Below are 16,709 nucleotides of genomic sequence, written 5' to 3'. Positions count from 1 at the left end.
GGGCCTCTATCCAAACCCGACCCCAAACTGGAGTTGACCGATCATGAGCGCCGAAGCGCAAGCCGCCACTGTGGCGATCACACTGCCCGATGGCTCCGTGCGTGTGTTTCACGCCACGACCACCGGTGCGGATGTGGCTGCCTCGATCGGTGCCGGGCTCGCCAAGGCCGCGCTCGCGGTCAAGGTCGACGGCGAATTGTGGGATCTCGATCGCGAGATCGAACACGACGCCAACCTCGAAATCATCACGGCAAGGTCGGATGAAGCGCTGGAGCTCGTCCGGCACGATGCCGCCCATGTCCTGGCCCAGGCCACCAAGGAACTCTTTCCCGACGTTGAGATCACGATCGGCCCGGTAATCGAGGACGGCTTCTATTACGATTTCTCGCGTTCCAAGCCGTTCACGCCCGATGACCTCGAGGCTATGGAAAAGCGCATGGCCGAGATCGTCCAGCGCGACGAGCCGATCACGCGCGAGGTCTGGGACCGCGACGAGGCTGCAGCCTTCTTCGAGAGCATCGGCGAGCACTACAAGGCCGAGATCATCCGCGATCTGCCGGCGGGCGAGACGATCACGCTCTATCGCCAGGGCGACTGGATCGACCTCTGCCGCGGACCGCACCTGCCGTCCACGGGCAAGCTGCCTCAGGCCTTCAAACTCATGAAGCTGGCCGGTGCCTACTGGCGCGGCGACAGCCGCAACGAGATGCTGCAACGCGTCTACGGCACGGCCTGGCTCGACAAGAAGCAGTTGCAGGCCCACCTGACGCGGCTGGAGGAGGCCGAGAAGCGCGACCACCGCCGGCTCGGCCGCGAGATGGACCTGTTCCATTTCCAGGACGAGGCCGTCGGCTCGACGTTTTGGCACCCAAACGGCTGGCGTCTCTACCAGACGGTACAGAATTACATGCGCCGCCGGCTTGATGCGGCGGACTACAAGGAGGTCAACACGCCTCAGATGGTCGACCGCAGCCTTTGGGAGGCCTCGGGCCACTGGGAGAAGTTCCGCGAGAACATGTTTACGGCCCAGACCGAGGACGAGCGCATCTGGGCGATGAAGCCGATGAACTGTCCCTGCCACGTGCAGATCTTCCGGCAGGGTATCAAGAGCTACCGCGACCTGCCGCTACGCATGGCCGAGTTCGGTTCGTGCCTGCGCTACGAGCCCTCGGGCGCGCTCCACGGCCTGATGCGCGTGCGCTCGTTCACGCAGGACGATGCCCACATCTTCTGCACCGAGGAACAGATCACGTCGGAGACGATTCGTTTCTGCGAGCTTCTGGCCTCAATCTATCGCGATCTCGGTTTCGACGACTTTGTCGTGAAGTTTTCCGACCGGCCCGAGGTGCGCGCCGGCGACGATTCGGTTTGGGATCAGTCCGAAGGCGCACTCAAGGCGGCGGCCGATGCTGCGGGTCTCAATCTCGAGCTCAATCCGGGTGAGGGCGCCTTCTACGGGCCGAAGCTGGAGTTCGTACTGCGCGACGCGATCGGTCGTGACTGGCAGTGCGGCACCCTGCAGGTCGACTTCGTGCTGCCTGAGCGACTCGATGCGAGCTACGTCGCCGAGAGCGGCGACAGGAAGCGCCCGGTCATGCTGCATCGCGCGATCCTCGGCTCGTTCGAGCGGTTTCTGGCGGTGCTGATCGAGCATTACGCCGGAAACTTCCCGCTCTGGCTGGCACCGGTGCAGTTCGCCGTGGCGACGGTCACGAACGAGGCCGACGCCTATGCCACCGAAGTCCATGCAAAGCTGGCCAAGGCCGGATTGCATGGTGTCCTTGACACGAGCGCCGACAAGATTGGCTACAAGGTGCGTCTGCACTCGATGGCGAAGGTCCCCGTGATCATCGCCGTAGGGAAGAGAGAGGCCGAGGAAGAGACGGTGTCGATTCGCCGCCTCGGCAGCAAGGAACAGCAATCCCTTGCACTTGACGACGCCATTCATAGACTCGCAACCGAATCGCAGCCGCCGGCGTGATACGTCTCGGCTGCCAGCAAAAGGAGGTCAGTACATAGCCCGTCCAAGACAAAGCATGGCGCCGCCCGAGAAGACCGGGCCGCGCGCCAACGAGGACATCCATGTACCGCAGGTGCGCCTGATCGGCGCCGACGGTTCGCAGGTCGGAGTTGTCAACATCCAGGCCGCACTTCGCGCGGCCGAGGATTCGGGTCTCGATCTGGTCGAGGTCTCGCCCAACGCCGACCCGCCGGTCTGCAAGCTGCTTGATTACGGCAAGTACAAGTACGAGGCGCAGAAGAAGGCGAACGAGGCGCGCAAGCGCCAGAAGACCTTCGACGTCAAGGAGGTCAAGATGCGGCCGAGCATCGACGATCACGACTACGACGTGAAAATGCGTGCGATGAACAAGTTTCTGGGTGAGGGCGACAAGGTGAAGGTCACGATCCGCTTCCGCGGGCGCGAACTGGCCCATCCCGAGATAGGCCGGCGGCTCCTGGAGCGTATCCGGGACGATTCTGATGAGATCGCCAAGGTCGAATCGATGCCCAAGATGGAAGGCCGTCAGATGATCATGGTGATGGCACCGAAGTAGCCATGTCCGGTCGTACGCCCCCTTGCATAGCGGCCCTTGCATAACGGTTGGGGCACGGATATAACGCACGCCCTGTTCCGGGCGGTGACGCCCGGTGCCCATTCCTGGTGCCGATTTTTGTCAACAATGACGTTCGGATGGATCCATGCCGAAGCTGAAATCAAAGAGTTCGGTGAAGAAGCGCTTTTCCTTCACCGGCAGCGGCAAGCTGAAGCGCAACCATGCCGGCAAGCGCCACTTCATGCGCCGCCGCACCAAGCGTTTCATCCGCGGCACCCGTGGTACGACCACGGTGGCGGCAGTGGATACCCCGATGATCAAGCGTCTGCTGCCGAACGGCTGACGCCCCAAACGTGAGTTGAAACGATGGCGCGAGTGAAACGCGGGACCACGTCTCGAGCCCGTCACAAGAAGGTGCTGAAGCTGGCCAAGGGTTACCGCGGCCGTGCCAACAGCTGCTACACGATCGCCCTGGAGCGGGTCGAGAAGGCGCTTCAGTACGCCTATCGCGATCGCCGCACCCGCAAGCGCGACTTCCGCAGCCTGTGGATCCAGAGGATCAATGCCGGTGCACGCCTGAACGGCCTCACCTACTCCCAGTTCATGCATGGGATGAAGCTCGCGGAGGTTGGGCTCGATCGCAAGATCCTCGCGGATCTCGCGGCGCGCGAGCCCGCCACATTTGCGCAGCTTTGCGACCAGGCCCGCTCGGCTGTCGAGAAGGCTGCGTAAGACGTTTCCGTCGCGCCGCTGATCTCGACCGACTTTAAGACCGACGAGGGGGGCCTTGAGCCCCCCTTTGTCATGTTTGGACCCCTGAGATGCAGGAACAGATCAACACCATCAAGAACGACACGCTGGCCGCCGTGGCTGGCGCTGCCAACCTCGAGAGCCTCGACGACATCCGTGTCGGCGCGCTCGGCAAGAAGGGCGCGATCACCGGGCTGATGAAGCAGCTCGGCGGGCTCGATCCCGACCAGCGCCGCGACGTCGGTCAGAAACTCAACCTTGTGAAGGATGCCGTGCAGGCCGCGATCGAGGCGCGCAAGACGGACCTCGAACGCGCCGAGATGGAGCGCCGGCTTGAGGCGGAGCGGATCGATATCTCGCTGCCGCCGAGGCCTGAGATGCAGGGCACCGTGCATCCGGTCAGCCAGGTCATGGACGAGATCATCGCTGTCTTCTGCGAGATGGGCTTCGCCGTGGCCGAGGGGCCCGACATCGAGGACGACTGGTACAACTTCGGCGCTCTCAACATTCCCGACGAGCACCCGGCGCGCCAGGAGCATGACACCTTCTACCTGCCGGCCACGCGTGAGCAGAGCGGGCGACCGGTGCTGCGCACGCACACCTCGCCGGTGCAGATACGCCACATGCTGGATTCGGAACCGCCGCTGCGCATCATCGCACCGGGCCGAACCTATCGCTCCGACAGCGACATGACACATACGCCCATGTTCCATCAGGTCGAGGGCCTGGTGATCGACGAGACGACACACCTCGGCCACCTCAAGGGTTGCCTGCGCGACTTTGTCGAGGCCTTCTTCCAGGTCGACAACGTGCCGATGCGCTTCCGGCCGAGCTACTTCCCGTTCACGTCGCCGTCGATGGAGGTCGATATCGGCTGCTCCTTCGAAGGCGGTGAGCTGAAGATCGGTGCCGGCGACGAGTGGCTCGAGATTCTCGGCAGCGGCATGGTTCATCCCAATGTGCTCAGGAACGGCGGCATCGATCCCGACAGGTACCAGGGCTTCGCATTCGGTCTCGGTATCGACCGGGTCGCCATGCTGAAGTACGGCATCCCCGATCTCCGCAGCTTCTTCGACGCCGACCTGCGCTGGCTGCGTCACTACGGATTCCGCGCGCTTGATGTGCCGACGCTCTACGGAGGGCTGGCGCGATGAAGATCACGCTCGATTGGCTCAAGCGCCATCTGGAGACCGAGGCCTCACTCGGTGAGATCGTCGATGCGCTTAACCGTATCGGTCTCGAGGTCGAGGAGGTCGAGGACCGAAGCGAGGAGCTCGCGCCCTTCACGGTCGGCTACGTCGTGAAGGCCGAACAGCATCCCAATGCCGACCGCCTGCGCGTCTGCATGGTCGAGACCGGCTCCGGCGAGGTGCAGGTTGTCTGTGGTGCCCCCAACGCGCGGACCGGCATGAAGGGCGTCTTCGCACCGTCCGGAAGCCACATCCCGGGCACCGGGGTCGATCTCAAGGAGAGCGAGATTCGCGGCGTCGCCAGCCGCGGCATGCTCTGTTCCGAGCGTGAGATGGGTCTCTCCGACGATCATGAAGGCATCATCGACCTGCCCGCGGATGCTGAAGTCGGTTCGTCCTACGCCGCTCTGGCGGGGCTCGACGATCCCGTGCTCGATATGGGTATCACGCCCGATCGCGGGGACTGTTTCAGTATCCGTGGCATCGCGCGCGACCTTGCCGCGGCCGGTCTCGGCACGCTCAAGCCGCTTGACACGTCGCCTGTCAAGGGTGGCCACGAGAGCCCGATCACCATCGAGTTGCGCTTCGACGAGGCGCACGGGAATGCCTGTCCGGCGTTTCTCGGCCGCCACTTCAAGGGCCTCAGGAACGGTCCGAGCCCCGTCTGGATGCAACAGAAGCTGAAGGCGGTGGGCCTGCGGCCGATCTCGGCGCTGGTCGACATCACCAACTGGCTGACCATGGATCTCGGCCGTCCGGCGCACATCTATGACGCCGACAAGGTCAAGGGCACGATCGGTGCACGCATCGCCGAACCCGGCGAGACCTTCGATGCACTCAACGACAAGACCTACGAAACCGACGGCGAGATGACGGTTATCTTCGATGACTCCGGTATGCTGGGTCTGGGCGGCGTGATCGGCGGCGAGTCCACGGGTGCTGACGAGGGGACGACGAACGGTTTCCTCGAAATCGCGCTGTTCGATCCCATTCGCACCGCAGCCACGGGCCGCAAGCTGGAGCTTGTCACCGATGCGCGGCAGCGCTTCGAGCGCGGCATCGACAACGCCTTCGCACCCGAAGGCATGGAGATCGCCACTCGCCTGGTGCTGGAGATCTGCGGCGGTGAGGCGAGCGATGTCGTCGGCGACGGCGAGATCCCGACCGAGCGTCAGACCATGGCGGTGCGCCCCTCGCGAGTCGAGAGCCTCGGCGGCATTGCGATCGGGAAGGTGCGCGCCGAGGCCATTCTCGCCGACCTCGGTTACGAAACGTCGGACGCCGGTGACGACAGCTGGACCGTCACGGTGCCGACATGGCGCCACGACATGCAGTGCGAGGCTGACGTCATCGAGGAGGTCCTGCGCATCCACGGCTTCGACGCGGTGTCGATGGTTTCGTTGCCGCGCGAGATCGCGGTCACGCGCCCCGTCCTGACCACGCGGCAGAAGCGGTCGCGCTGGGCTCGTCGTACCCTGGCGGCGCGCGGTCTGAACGAAGCGGTCACGTACTCGTTCATTTCATCGGACGCCGCATGGGATTTCGGTGGCGGCAATCAGGGCCTCACGCTTGTCAATCCGATCTCGTCGGACATGGACATGATGCGTCCCTCGGGCCTTCCGTCACTGCTGCAGGCCGCTGCGCGCAACCAAGCGCGTGACATGGCCGACTTCGGACTGTTCGAGATCGGCCCGGTCTACGGCGGCATTGGGTCAGAGGACCAGAAGACGTCGGTTGCCGGGTTGCGGGTCGGCCGTTCCGGTCCGCGTCACTGGAACCAGGCAGACCGTCCGGCCGATGTCTTCGACGCCAAGGCCGATGCCCTGGCCGTGCTGGAAGCGATCGGAGCGCCGATCGACAACCTGCAGGCATTGCCGGATGCGCCGGGCTGGTACCACCCCGGCCGTTCGGGTGTTCTGTGTCTCGGGCCAAAGGTGCTCGCTACCTTCGGCGAACTGCACCCCCAGGTCGTCGCCGACATGGAAGCCCGGGGGCCGGTGGCGGCTTTCGAGATCCTGTTCGAGGACGTGCCTGAACCCAAGGCGAAGACCGTCGCGCGTCCGCGACTCGATGTCTCGCCCTACCAGCCGGTCCACCGCGATTTCGCCTTCGTGCTCGACGCCGATGTGCCTGCCGGGAAGCTGGTGCGCGCCGTGAAGGGTGCCGACAAGGCGCTGATCCGCGAGGTCAGCGTCTTCGACCTCTATGAAGGTGCCAACCTTGGCGAGAACCGCAAGTCGCTCGCCGTTGCGGTGACGTTGCAGCCGACCAGGGCGACCATGACCGACGAAGAACTCGAGGCTGTCTCCGCCAGGATCGTTGCCGCGGTCACGAAGCAGACGGGCGGCGAGCTCCGGGGCTGACCGCAAGTCATTGCTTGCAGGGGGCGCTCTCCATTAGGGTCCGGGTCCTGCTCCGAGAGGACCTGTTGACCGAGCCATGATCGCTCTTGATCACATTCGCAACGTCGCCATCGTTGCCCATATCGACCACGGCAAGTCGACCCTGGCCGACCGGCTGATCGAGCTGTGCGGCGGGCTCGATCAGCGCGAGATGCGCGGCCAGGTGCTCGATGCCATGGATATCGAGCGCGAGCGCGGCATCACGATCAAGGCGCAGACCGTGCGTCTGAACTTCATGGCCGGGGACGGTGAGACCTATCTGATCAACATCATCGACACGCCCGGCCATGTCGACTTCACCTACGAGGTCAGCCGCAGCCTGCGCGCCTGCGAGGGGTCGCTGCTGATTGTCGATGCGACCCAGGGTGTCGAGGCGCAAACCGTGGCCAACGCCTATCTCGCGGTCGAGGCCGATCACGAGATCCTGCCGGTGCTCAACAAGATCGATCTGGTCGCTGCCGAGGCCGACAAGGCGCGCGAGGACATTGAGGAATCGGTCGGCATCGATGCGACTGAGGCCATCGGCGTCTCCGCCAAGACCGGCGAGAATGTTCCGGCCGTGCTGCAGGGCATCGTTGACCTGCTGCCGCCGCCCGAGAGCAAGGGCGACGACGCACCGCTCAAGGCGCTACTCGTCGATTCCTGGTACGACCCCTATCTCGGTGTCGTGATTCTGATGCGTGTCATCGACGGGCGGATCCGCAAGGGCCAGCGCGTGCGCATGATGGGCACGGGCGCGGTGCGCGAGATCGACCGGGTCGGCATCATGACACCCAAGGCCGTGCTGGTGGACGAGCTGGGGCCGGGCGAGATCGGCTTCTTCACCGGCGCCATCAAGGACATTGCCGAGTGCCGTGTCGGCGACACGATCACCGATGACCGCAACCGCACTGAAGACGTGATGCCGGGCTTCAAGCCCAGCGTGCCAGTGGTCTTCTGTGGCCTCTATCCGACCGATGCGGCCGACTACAACGATCTGCGCGAGAGCCTCGGCAAGCTGCGCCTGAACGACGCCAGCTTCCACTTCGAGCCCGAGAACTCGGTAGCGCTGGGCCTCGGTTTCCGCTGCGGTTTCCTCGGTCTGCTGCATCTCGAGATCATCCAGGAGCGGCTCGAACGTGAGTTCAACCTCGATCTCCTGGCGACCGCACCCAGCGTGGTCTATCGCATCACGAAGAAGGGCGGCGAGCCATTCGAGCTCCACAATCCCGCCGATCTGCCCGATCCCAGCCAGATCGAGACGATCGAGGAGCCGTGGATCCGCGCGACCATCCTGGTGCCCGGCGAATATCTCGGCGCTGTGCTGCAGCTCTGTACCGACAAGCGCGGTGCGCAGATCGAGCTGACCTATGTCGGCGGGCGTGCCATGGTGGTCTACCGCCTGCCCCTTGCCGAGGTGGTGTTCGACTTTTATGACCGCCTGAAATCGGCCACCCGCGGCTACGCCAGCTTCGACTACCAGATGGATGGCTTCATGGCCGGCGATCTGGTGCGCCTCGACATCCTCGTGAACGCCGAGATGGTCGACGGCCTCAGCCTGATCGTCGAACGTTCGTTCTCCGAAAGCCGGGGCCGGGCGGTGTGCGAGAAGCTCAAGGATGCAATCCCGCGCCAGCTCTTCAAGATTCCGATCCAGGCCGCGATCGGCGGCAAGATCGTCGCCCGCGAGACGCTCTCGGCCCTGCGCAAGGACGTGCTCGCCAAGTGCTATGGCGGCGACGTCAGCCGCAAGCGCAAGCTGCTCGACAAGCAGAAGAAGGGCAAGAAACGCATGCGCCAGTTCGGCAATGTCGAGATTCCGCAGGACGCGTTTCTGGCCGCGCTGAAGCTTGGCGACTGACGCGGGCAAGGTTGCTTCCGTGCGATCCCGCCGTTAGGGTCTCGCCCTTCCGGAGGGATGGCCGAGCGGTTTAAGGCGCACGCTTGGAAAGCGTGTTGGGTGCAAGCCCTCGCGGGTTCGAATCCCGCTCCCTCCGCCATTCCGTTGTCCATCATTGTCTGGAGTTGTCCAGGAATCCCCTATGCTGTGAGAATTGTGCGCACGGTATTGTCCTCTGAGGCGCACTGTCATCCAGCACCATCCCGACTGTTTTGTGTGATGAATTGAGGGATGGCATGAAACCGCGCAACCAACGCCCCGATCAGGCGCTTTCGGCGGTCAAGGGCCGGAATCTCAAGAAGCCAGACCGATATACTGACGACAACGGGCTCCATCTCGTCGTCAATTCGTCCGGAGCAAGGCGCCGGGTGCTCAGAAGGGTCGTTCGGGGCAGGCACCGAGACACGGGGCTTGGCAGTGTAAAACTCGTCTCACTTGCAGACGCGCGGGAAAAGGCGGCGTCCGACCGGCGTGTTGCGCACAACGGTGGCGACCCTTTGGCGCAGCGTCGTGCCAAGCAGGCAAGGCCGACGTTTCGAGAAGCGGCCGAGCGCGTTCATGCAGGACACGGCAAGGGCTGGCGTTGTTCGTTCACTGGGAGCGGCTCGTTTCCGAACTGGAGTCAAAATGACCATCAGGACATCCTCGACTGACCCACTCCAGATTGCAGAGGTTCGGGCCTCTCCGTCCCATGGGAGAATCGGGATAACCTTCTGCCCGGGCAAGCATGACGACCACGCCTTGACTGGGGCATGGCATCGAGATCTTGCCATCGATCTTGATGCCATTTCCGATTGGGGTGCCTCGGCGGTCGTAACCCTCGTCGAACAGCATGAACTGGTAACCCTGCGGGTCGAGTCCCTTGGGGCGGAAGTGGCCCGACAGGGCATGACATGGTTCCACCTCCCGATCGTCGATGGCTCGGTGCCAGACGAGCGTTTCGAGGCCGAATGGCGATCGTCGGGCAGCACGTTGCACGCGATGTTGCATAACGGGAAGGACATCGTCGTCCACTGCAGGGGCGGCCTCGGCCGCGCCGGTATGATTGGAGCCCGACTCCTGATCGAACTCGGCACGGTTCCTGAAACCGCGATACGACAAGTGCGAGAGGCTCGAAGGAACGCGATCGAGACGATGGAGCAGGAGGAATACCTCCTCTCCATGACCGTCGGGCGGGGCTGAAGGGGGAGAATGTCATGGACTGGTTTGAACGGCTCACGGGGTTCCAGGAGACGACTTACGAGGCGACCCGCGCCAGGCTGGAGGTCTCTGGCAATCGCCTGTGCTCACGCGTGAACGGTGCGTCCTACGGAATAGGAACACTCGAACTGGTTTCGCTGTCGGAGTTGCGCGCCCGAGCCATGGAACAACCGGTTCCTTCCGGCCAGTTGCGCCTTGGCGTCGTATCGGGCGACGTCGGACAGATGCATCGGGATGTGGCAAACGCCGGCGCCATCTTCCAGGTCGCATCGCAGTTCAACCTGCTCGAGATGACATCGGACAGCATAACACCCGAGGACGGCGTGGCCCGTTACCAGTGGGATCACACAACAGAGTCCGGCCTGTGCCATCGCGGCGGGCACGGCGACGATCTACCGCAACCACTTTGCCGAGGTGAACGGCCAAACGGGACAGACCGCCACGTCCCAGCTGGACGGCCTTCGCGATCTCGGAACCGCATTGAGCAAGGCTCTCGACATGCAGGTCGGGGAACTCTGGTCAATGCGGAATGGCTACGCGATGTGCAGCCAGGCTGGTCTCGATGCCATATCGCGACACCTCAACGGCTTGCCGGAAGGGCAGGTTGACGCTCTTCGGGCACAGCTTCGCATCGGATTGCACTGGGACGTCGAGGTCACGCAAGCAGAGGAAGGCCAACGTCCGCATGTCTCTCAGGCGTTCTGTTCCGCGCTCCCCGTAAGCTACGTCCACGACGTTGCTCGTGATAGCTGGCAGGCGTTTGCAAGGCTCGTGCTGGAGGCTGCCTACGAGGCCACGCTCTGGGCGGCAGCGATCAACGCGCCGCGCGGCACCTCGAACCTGGTTTTTCTCACACTGCCGGGTGGTGGTGCTTTCGGCAACCGAGGCGATTGGATCCTAGATGCCTTGCGTCGAGCCCTGACGATCACATCCAGTTCCGATTTGGATGTTCGTGTTGTCAGCTACGGTGCCCCATCCAGAGGCCTTCTTGAACTCGCAGATTGCTGCAAGCAGATAGCCTTGGCGGCCAGCAGGTGAATTGTCGACTTTTCGCGCAAAGCCCGAGTTATTGACGATAAGAACTGGCTGAATTAGCATCAAATGATGACCCTATGTCGATTGCGAGACTTGTTTGATGCGACAATATCTTCATCAACGAGGAGATTGCCATGCACACCCCGATCAAATCTGACCCGATCAATCCTGAAACGCTCCAAACCCTGCGCAAGCGGCGCCGCCTTACCCAGCAGCAGCTCGCAGACCGTATCCGGTGCAGGAAAGACACCGTCAGCCGCTGGGAGCGCGGCGAAAGCGGCAACGTGCGGAGCCACCTTCGAGAGCCATTGGCCAGGGCACTCGGCGTTTCCTGGGACGACCTGACCCGACCGATGTCGGGGGACCCTGCACCCAGGGATCCTGGGACGACCAGGCTCAACGAACGCGTTTCGTCATCCACCAAGAACAATCTCGACCTTGTTTGCCAGCGATTTGATGTGGAGCGCTCTCAGGTCCTGGATATGGCACCGCTCCTGTTTTGGCTGCTTGCTGAAACAAGCTTGGCATCGCGGCAACGGCAGCTTGACAAGTTCGAAGAGGCGTTCGATCAGGCTGAGCAGACCGCCAGTTCTCAGCTCTCACATCTTGAGGTTGGGCTGAAGGTGATAGACTCCGACGGCGATCCACTGGTATGCGAATATGACTCCCTGGAGAAGCGCGACGTGTTCGGCCGGCTTCTGCCTGCAACGTATGCCGATCTCCCTGGTCCGTTTGTCACCTGGCTTCGCGAGTTCTGCATTCAGCTGCCCAAAGAACGAAGGCCAGCTTTGGCTGATTTTGGTCCCGGCGAGGTCTCCTATAGCCTGCCTGACGCCGCGCTCTGCGAGTTGACGGGGCTTGAGGAAGGGCACGATGCAATCAAGTGGATCCAGTCTGGCGATATCGACTTGGAGGAGTGTTGCCGAAAGCGCCGTGAACACGATGAGCCGACTTACAAAGCGTGGCTCTCGGATCGAGCCGCTGAGGTGATGCGCCTAGCTCGTATGGAGCTTGACCAGCTGCTTGGGCTTGGAGGCGATGATGATGGGGAGATCGACTGATGTCCAATCTCACCATCACCAATCACGCCTCCAGGCGACTGCAGCAGCGAGGCATGAAGCAGGCGGATATCGACTTCATTCTCACGCAAGGCACAGAGGTGGATGCCGAGAAGATCATGCTGACAGACCGGGACGCACGACGGGTGATCAAGGGACTCAAGGAGCCGCGCGCCGGGCTGGGGATCAAGAAACGCAAGCTCATGATCGCCACGGCCGAACGGCTGAGGGGCAAGGCGATCATCATTGCAGACGGGCGGGTCATTACCGCCTATCACAACACGAGGAGGCGTCCGATACGGCACCAGAGGTCGAGATAGACCAAAGGCGAAGGTCAAGTAACTGGCCCCCGTTCGGTTGCTGACCTGTGTGGTCCTACAGCCCAAGCAGTGCCAACGTGTTCAATCTGGAAGTCAATCATGGCCAACAAATCGAGCCTTAGCCGAGTCTTTGAACGGGCGGATCCCTGAGATCAATTGGGACGGCCCATCAAACTCCATCCCTGACTCAGTGTGGTACAAAATGTGGGATGAAAAATGTGTCGATCGGTGTTTCTAAATCTTGAAGCATCCAGTTGATATTCTTTGGCGACGGACGCTCACTCCGCCATCATTCCACCGATGCGCCTTGCAGCTTCACCCCGCCTTCCGTGCCGCATGTGTCCCGGGCGCAGTTCACGGTTGTCGATGACGGCGAGAAGCTGGCGCCAGTTTTCACGGTGTTTGTCAGTGGCGTCGGCGCCCGCGAGCGCGCGGAGATGGCGGCCCGGCGCTGATCGGCGTCGGCCACGGTCAGGGCGCTCCCGTGTCGGTGCGGACGGCGGACTCCAGGGTGACGAGGGCGTCGAGCAGGCCGCCGATGAGGCTGGTGGGGTGGCCGCGCAGGGCGGGGTCGGCGGGCGGCGCGATCGGTGCGGCGGCTGTGCCGGGGGTGAGGTCGTCGCCGGGGTCGCGGGCCATGTGGCGCTGGAGGTCGGTGAGGCGGGCACCGGCGCGCAGGGCGAGTGAGATCAGGACGGCGGCATCGTCGAGCATTCCGTCGCGGTCGGAGTTGGGCTTGCCGGAGCGGGCGAAGCACTCGCAGGCGCGACCGGTGCGCGGGTCGAAATTCAGCGTGGCGTAGATCGGCACCGGCTCGGCGCTGAGCGGCAGCGGGACCATGACGCGCTCGGTGATGCCGGGCCGACGGGTCGGCAGGCGGGCGGTCACTCCATCGCCTCGATCTGGTCGGCGGGCGGCGGGGTGAAGAGGTCGTGGCAGGCGGCGCGGGCGCGGGTGCGGGCGAGGATGCCGGCGCGGCGCATGGGTGCGTCGTAGCGGTTGTGGCAGCGCTGGCACAGCGCGGCCAGATTGTCGTCGCCGCAGTGCTCCGGCGTGTGGTCGAGATGGGCGACGGTGAGGACGACGCGCGAGCCGGTGACGGGGTGGGGCTCGCCATGGGCTGCGCCGCAGTGCTCGCAGCGACCGGCGGCGCGCTCGAAACGGATGCGGCGCGAGATGGCGGGCCAGTCGGGCGGGTAGCGGTGGCGGTTCTCGGGGCGGATCGGCATGGCGGGGCTGCTCGGGGGGGCGGGTCAGAACAGGCCGAAGCGGAGGCTGCGGCCGTCGGTCGTGAGCGATAGTCCGTCCTCGTCCTTTTCACCGGTCATGGTGAACTCGGAGCCCTGCGGGGCGCGGGTCCCCTTGCCGTTTTCGTAGACCCAAGTCGGCAAATGAGTTGTTTCCCCATCGGGCCAGGTGATCATGGCGCCGCCGGGGATGACGGGCGTGGGCTCGACGCCGTCGAACACCGGGGGGAGCTCGACGGTGAGGTCCAGATAGGTTTTGCCAGGCGGGTAGGCACCCTGCCAGATGAGCGTCAGGAGCCGGAGAAGGTCGGCGGGATCGTGGCCAGGGTCCTGAACCACGATGCTGCAATCGTCGAGGACGAAGGGTTCGGGTTCGGCCCGGCTGGCTTCCTTGTTGAGCCATGGCACGGCGCGGTGGTCGCCGGAGAAGGTTCCGGCGACATCGTCCCAGACGATGGACCTGAACGTGTCGTCCTGCGTGCTGGGCAGCATGATGGTGTGTGTGGCCATGTCAGGGATCGTAGCGGAACAGGACGCCGAGGACCAGATTGAGCATCTCCGGGTCCTTGCGGACGAGGGTGGCGATGTCGAGGGTTTTGTTCTTCAGTAGCCTGACGGACAGGATCGACACGACGACCGCAGGCGGGCGGCTGGTGTTTCACATCATGGGGGCGCTGGCCGGGTTCGAGCGCGACCTGATCCAGGAACGGACCAAGGCAGGTCTGCGCGCCGCGAGGAAGCGCGGTAAACGCCTGGGCAGGCCCCTTCCCTTGCCCTCACTGACGCCCAGATCGCTCATGCGAGGACCGACATCGAGGCTAAGCGCGAGACAGTTTCCGGTATGGCCGAAATCCCGGGTGTGAACCGCACCACGCTCCAGCGGGCGATGAATCGGAAAGCCGGAGTTTCGATCTGATGCCGGAAGCGATGCCGATCACGCCAGAAGTCATGACATGGGCGCGGGAGCATGCCGGGTTTTCCATCGATACTGCGGCAGCCGACTTCCCCAAGATCGCGCAGTGGGAAGCAGGTAAGGTCTTTCCCAGCTATCCCCAGCTCGAAAAAATGGCGAAGACATTCAAGGTTCCGGTTGCCGTGTTTTTCTTTCCGGAACCGGCTGACCTCCCCCATCGAAAAAACCTTCCGCACGCCTGGACCCGAACAGATCGCGGAGATACCGCCGCGCATACGCTTGGTTGCCGTCTTGCGGGAGTGGGCGAAGGGTCAACGCGCTCTGTTTCCAATGCCGAATGCGGTCGAGGGAGATTTTGTCAGACAGAGCCGCTCGACATGCCCGACCGCAGCCATGACGCCATGGTGTCGTCGGGCGTCTTCACCTGCGGCCATATCGGTCGCGAGCCCTTCGACGAGCTTGTCCGTGTGCCTCGGCCCAACGGGTTCTTCTCGTTCCCGATCCACGTTGACATCCGGGAGGCCCGGGGGTTTGAAGGCAGCTCTTGATCGTCTGCTCGAACACGGTCAGCCTGTACCGGTCGAAAAGGAGCGCGACAGGTTCTTCGAGCCGCTGGAACCCAGCGGCTGATTTCTCGTCTATCGCTGGATCCAGGAGGTCATCATCATGCAAGCCAACATGCGCGGCGCGCCCGGTCGCTACAACGCACCCTATCAGGGAGTACCGACCTTCCTGCGGCAGGACTATTGCGACGACATCTCCACCATGGATGCCGATATCGCGATCCTGGGCGTGCCGACAGACGAGGGTTCACCCTTCATGGGAGGGTCCCGCTTCGCACCGCGTTCGATCCGCGAGCACTCGCTGCGATTCGGCTCCGAGGGTTACTACAACGTCCGGACCGACAAGGATTACCTGAGGTGGGAGACCGCCAACCGGCGCATCGTGGATGTCGGTGACTCGGATGTGCTGGGTACGGGAATCGAGCAGACCTTCGGGAACATCACCGACGATGTCGCGGCCATCCTCGAGCGCGGTGCCATGCCCGTGACCATCGGCGGCGATCACGCCATCACCTATCCCGTCGTGCGCGCCTTCAGGGAGCCTATTCATGTGCTGCATTTCGATGCACACATGGACTATCAGCCCTTCGTCCACGGCCTGCAGTACACCAACGGCCACCCGTTCCGGCAGATCAAGCCGCTGGAGCATGTTCTGTCGCTGACCCAGATCGGCATCCGCAGCCTGAGGAGCGGAGCGCAGGAGTTCAGCGATGCGCGCGCCGATGGCAGCCGGATCGTCACCATGGGCGAGCTCGACCGGCTGGGCCCCGAAGGATTCGTGTTCGATACACTGCCCAGGGGCGAAAAGGCGTATGTGTCGATCGACGTCGATGTCTACGACATGACGCTGGTTCCGGGCTGTGTCTCGGCCGAACCCGGCGGGGTGACCTACCAGCAACTCCGCGACATGCTGCAAGCCGTCAGCCGGCACATGGAGATCGTGGGCTTCGACTTCGTCGAGGTGAACCCGCAGCTCGATGTCGGTACTGGCGTCACCAGCTACCTGGGCGCCCACACCGTCGTGGAGTTCCTCGGCGCGATCTGCGAACAACCCTGGTGGCACAAGCGCACAGGCCGGGGCTGACGCTCAACGGCCACAGGTCTCAACGGCCATGGGGCACGGCGGGTCTCACGCTCTCCATGTGCACTCCGGAAACGCCACGGGAGACAGGATATGCATACGCTCTACGGATAGTCGCGGCGCGGCCAGCTTCGTGCCGCATTGCCTGCTTGAGCAAGCCGGGGGCGACTACGAGATTCGTCGAGATCCTCATCGACTCCGGTGCAGACGATACCGCGTACCGCAAGCTGAATCCCCGTGGTCGCGTGCCGCCCCTGGTCATAGACGGTCGACCGATGTTCGAGTCCGTCGCCATATGCCTGCACCTTCTTGAGACCCATTCCGACATCGATCTTGCACCGGTGCCGGGCAATCCGGCACCGCCGGACTTTGCACGCGCCCAAGCCACAGGCGGCACAGTCGTAACACTTGAGGGCGGACCTCCCATCTGACACCAGCTTGTGCGTTAACTGTCTATTAGAACAAACTATGAACAAAAATCAGAAACAGGGTTCCCAAAGCCGCTGTGACGGATTA

The 16,709-nt window shown here is 63.4% G+C and carries 19 protein-coding genes, 1 tRNA gene and 1 pseudogene; 17 read left to right on the top strand and 4 right to left on the bottom strand.

The window, feature by feature from the left end:
• Window positions 1-43: 43 nt before the first annotated feature.
• The 13 genes and pseudogenes from thrS to GDA49_12580 all read left to right on the top strand — a co-directional run bounded on the left by thrS (window position 44) and on the right by GDA49_12580 (window position 12,389).
• Window positions 44-1,981: a threonine--tRNA ligase gene (thrS, locus tag GDA49_12640; protein ID MBC6441226.1), complete on the top strand. Its 1,938-nt coding sequence runs from the start codon at window positions 44-46 to the stop codon at window positions 1,979-1,981.
• Window positions 1,982-2,036: 55 nt separating this feature from the next.
• Complete coding sequence (locus GDA49_12635) at window positions 2,037-2,555, top strand: translation initiation factor IF-3 (GenBank protein ID MBC6441225.1); 519 nt, start codon at window positions 2,037-2,039, stop codon at window positions 2,553-2,555.
• 145 nt (window positions 2,556-2,700) lie between these two features.
• Window positions 2,701-2,898 (top strand): 50S ribosomal protein L35, encoded by a 198-nt coding sequence (gene rpmI, locus GDA49_12630; GenBank protein MBC6441224.1) that lies wholly within the window; start codon window positions 2,701-2,703, stop codon window positions 2,896-2,898.
• Between the two features lie 23 nt (window positions 2,899-2,921).
• The gene (gene rplT, locus GDA49_12625) at window positions 2,922-3,287 is read left to right on the top strand and encodes a 50S ribosomal protein L20 (protein ID MBC6441223.1); all 366 of its coding nucleotides are present in this window, start codon (window positions 2,922-2,924) and stop codon (window positions 3,285-3,287) included.
• Between the two features lie 89 nt (window positions 3,288-3,376).
• On the top strand, window positions 3,377-4,459 hold the full coding sequence (gene pheS, locus GDA49_12620) for a phenylalanine--tRNA ligase subunit alpha (protein ID MBC6441222.1): 1,083 nt from the start codon (window positions 3,377-3,379) through the stop codon (window positions 4,457-4,459).
• Window positions 4,456-6,858 (top strand): phenylalanine--tRNA ligase subunit beta, encoded by a 2,403-nt coding sequence (locus GDA49_12615; GenBank protein ID MBC6441221.1) that lies wholly within the window; start codon window positions 4,456-4,458, stop codon window positions 6,856-6,858. The genes pheS and GDA49_12615 overlap by 4 nt, the downstream gene beginning before the upstream one ends.
• A gap of 76 nt (window positions 6,859-6,934) precedes the next feature.
• Complete coding sequence (gene lepA / locus GDA49_12610) at window positions 6,935-8,737, top strand: elongation factor 4 (GenBank protein MBC6441220.1); 1,803 nt, start codon at window positions 6,935-6,937, stop codon at window positions 8,735-8,737.
• 51 nt (window positions 8,738-8,788) lie between these two features.
• A tRNA-Ser gene (locus GDA49_12605) sits at window positions 8,789-8,876 on the top strand.
• Window positions 8,877-9,012: 136 nt separating this feature from the next.
• Window positions 9,013-9,429, top strand: a complete 417-nt coding sequence (locus tag GDA49_12600) for a DUF4102 domain-containing protein (protein ID MBC6441219.1) — start codon at window positions 9,013-9,015, stop codon at window positions 9,427-9,429.
• The gene (locus GDA49_12595; GenBank protein ID MBC6441218.1) at window positions 9,404-9,958 is read left to right on the top strand and encodes a cyclin-dependent kinase inhibitor 3 family protein; all 555 of its coding nucleotides are present in this window, start codon (window positions 9,404-9,406) and stop codon (window positions 9,956-9,958) included. The genes GDA49_12600 and GDA49_12595 overlap by 26 nt, the downstream gene beginning before the upstream one ends.
• A 14-nt stretch (window positions 9,959-9,972) precedes the next feature.
• Window positions 9,973-11,014, top strand: a pseudogene (locus GDA49_12590) (hypothetical protein).
• 131 nt (window positions 11,015-11,145) lie between these two features.
• Window positions 11,146-12,072: a helix-turn-helix transcriptional regulator gene (locus GDA49_12585; GenBank protein ID MBC6441217.1), complete on the top strand. Its 927-nt coding sequence runs from the start codon at window positions 11,146-11,148 to the stop codon at window positions 12,070-12,072.
• A complete protein-coding gene (locus GDA49_12580) occupies window positions 12,072-12,389 on the top strand; it encodes a DUF4258 domain-containing protein (GenBank protein MBC6441216.1) in 318 nt (105 codons plus the stop codon). Before GDA49_12585 ends, GDA49_12580 begins: the two co-directional genes overlap by 1 nt.
• 289 nt (window positions 12,390-12,678) lie before the next feature.
• Here the strand turns inward: GDA49_12580 and GDA49_12575 are convergent, their stop codons facing one another.
• From GDA49_12575 to GDA49_12560, 4 genes are read right to left on the bottom strand one after another with little or no spacing between them, the layout of a single operon-like run.
• Entirely contained in the window at window positions 12,679-12,858 is a 180-nt protein-coding gene (locus GDA49_12575) for a hypothetical protein (protein ID MBC6441215.1), read from the bottom strand.
• Window positions 12,859-12,860: 2 nt separating this feature from the next.
• Window positions 12,861-13,277 (bottom strand): hypothetical protein, encoded by a 417-nt coding sequence (locus GDA49_12570; protein MBC6441214.1) that lies wholly within the window; start codon window positions 13,275-13,277, stop codon window positions 12,861-12,863.
• Window positions 13,274-13,618 carry a hypothetical protein gene (locus GDA49_12565; protein ID MBC6441213.1) on the bottom strand — a complete coding sequence of 115 codons (345 nt, stop codon included), beginning with the start codon at window positions 13,616-13,618 and terminating at the stop codon, window positions 13,274-13,276. Before GDA49_12565 ends, GDA49_12570 begins: the two co-directional genes overlap by 4 nt.
• A gap of 24 nt (window positions 13,619-13,642) precedes the next feature.
• Window positions 13,643-14,146, bottom strand: coding sequence for a hypothetical protein (locus GDA49_12560; GenBank protein MBC6441212.1), 504 nt, complete (start codon window positions 14,144-14,146; stop codon window positions 13,643-13,645).
• A gap of 74 nt (window positions 14,147-14,220) precedes the next feature.
• Here GDA49_12560 and GDA49_12555 point away from each other — a divergent pair, with 74 nt between their 5' ends.
• From GDA49_12555 to GDA49_12540, 4 genes are all read left to right on the top strand, one after another.
• A complete protein-coding gene (locus GDA49_12555; protein ID MBC6441211.1) occupies window positions 14,221-14,499 on the top strand; it encodes a recombinase family protein in 279 nt (92 codons plus the stop codon).
• A gap of 52 nt (window positions 14,500-14,551) precedes the next feature.
• Window positions 14,552-15,097 carry a helix-turn-helix transcriptional regulator gene (locus GDA49_12550; protein MBC6441210.1) on the top strand — a complete coding sequence of 182 codons (546 nt, stop codon included), beginning with the start codon at window positions 14,552-14,554 and terminating at the stop codon, window positions 15,095-15,097.
• Window positions 15,098-15,215: 118 nt separating this feature from the next.
• Window positions 15,216-16,196, top strand: a complete 981-nt coding sequence (locus GDA49_12545) for an agmatinase (GenBank protein MBC6441209.1) — start codon at window positions 15,216-15,218, stop codon at window positions 16,194-16,196.
• Window positions 16,197-16,252: 56 nt separating this feature from the next.
• On the top strand, window positions 16,253-16,624 hold the full coding sequence (locus GDA49_12540) for a glutathione S-transferase (GenBank protein ID MBC6441208.1): 372 nt from the start codon (window positions 16,253-16,255) through the stop codon (window positions 16,622-16,624).
• Window positions 16,625-16,709: the final 85 nt, after the last annotated feature.

Source organism: Rhodospirillales bacterium, assembly GCA_014323865.1.
Taxonomy (GTDB): Bacteria; Pseudomonadota; Alphaproteobacteria; order SP197; family SP197; genus SP197.
This window is presented reverse-complemented; position numbering and strand designations above follow the sequence as displayed.

Excerpts from the sequence above, each read along its gene's own strand:
- thrS (MBC6441226.1), top strand. The coding sequence starts at position 44 with ATGAGCGCCGAAGCGCAAGCCGCCACTGTGGCGATCACACTGCCCGAT.
- GDA49_12635 (MBC6441225.1), top strand. The coding sequence starts at position 2,037 with ATGGCGCCGCCCGAGAAGACCGGGCCGCGCGCCAACGAGGACATCCAT.
- rpmI (MBC6441224.1), top strand. The coding sequence starts at position 2,701 with ATGCCGAAGCTGAAATCAAAGAGTTCGGTGAAGAAGCGCTTTTCCTTC.
- rplT (MBC6441223.1), top strand. The coding sequence starts at position 2,922 with ATGGCGCGAGTGAAACGCGGGACCACGTCTCGAGCCCGTCACAAGAAG.
- pheS (MBC6441222.1), top strand. The coding sequence starts at position 3,377 with ATGCAGGAACAGATCAACACCATCAAGAACGACACGCTGGCCGCCGTG.
- GDA49_12615 (MBC6441221.1), top strand. The coding sequence starts at position 4,456 with ATGAAGATCACGCTCGATTGGCTCAAGCGCCATCTGGAGACCGAGGCC.
- lepA (MBC6441220.1), top strand. The coding sequence starts at position 6,935 with ATGATCGCTCTTGATCACATTCGCAACGTCGCCATCGTTGCCCATATC.
- GDA49_12600 (MBC6441219.1), top strand. The coding sequence starts at position 9,013 with ATGAAACCGCGCAACCAACGCCCCGATCAGGCGCTTTCGGCGGTCAAG.
- GDA49_12595 (MBC6441218.1), top strand. The coding sequence starts at position 9,404 with ATGACCATCAGGACATCCTCGACTGACCCACTCCAGATTGCAGAGGTT.
- GDA49_12585 (MBC6441217.1), top strand. The coding sequence starts at position 11,146 with ATGCACACCCCGATCAAATCTGACCCGATCAATCCTGAAACGCTCCAA.
- GDA49_12580 (MBC6441216.1), top strand. The coding sequence starts at position 12,072 with ATGTCCAATCTCACCATCACCAATCACGCCTCCAGGCGACTGCAGCAG.
- GDA49_12565 (MBC6441213.1), bottom strand. The coding sequence starts at position 13,618 with ATGCCGATCCGCCCCGAGAACCGCCACCGCTACCCGCCCGACTGGCCC.
- GDA49_12560 (MBC6441212.1), bottom strand. The coding sequence starts at position 14,146 with ATGGCCACACACACCATCATGCTGCCCAGCACGCAGGACGACACGTTC.
- GDA49_12555 (MBC6441211.1), top strand. The coding sequence starts at position 14,221 with ATGTCGAGGGTTTTGTTCTTCAGTAGCCTGACGGACAGGATCGACACG.
- GDA49_12550 (MBC6441210.1), top strand. The coding sequence starts at position 14,552 with ATGCCGGAAGCGATGCCGATCACGCCAGAAGTCATGACATGGGCGCGG.
- GDA49_12545 (MBC6441209.1), top strand. The coding sequence starts at position 15,216 with ATGCAAGCCAACATGCGCGGCGCGCCCGGTCGCTACAACGCACCCTAT.
- GDA49_12540 (MBC6441208.1), top strand. The coding sequence starts at position 16,253 with ATGTGCACTCCGGAAACGCCACGGGAGACAGGATATGCATACGCTCTA.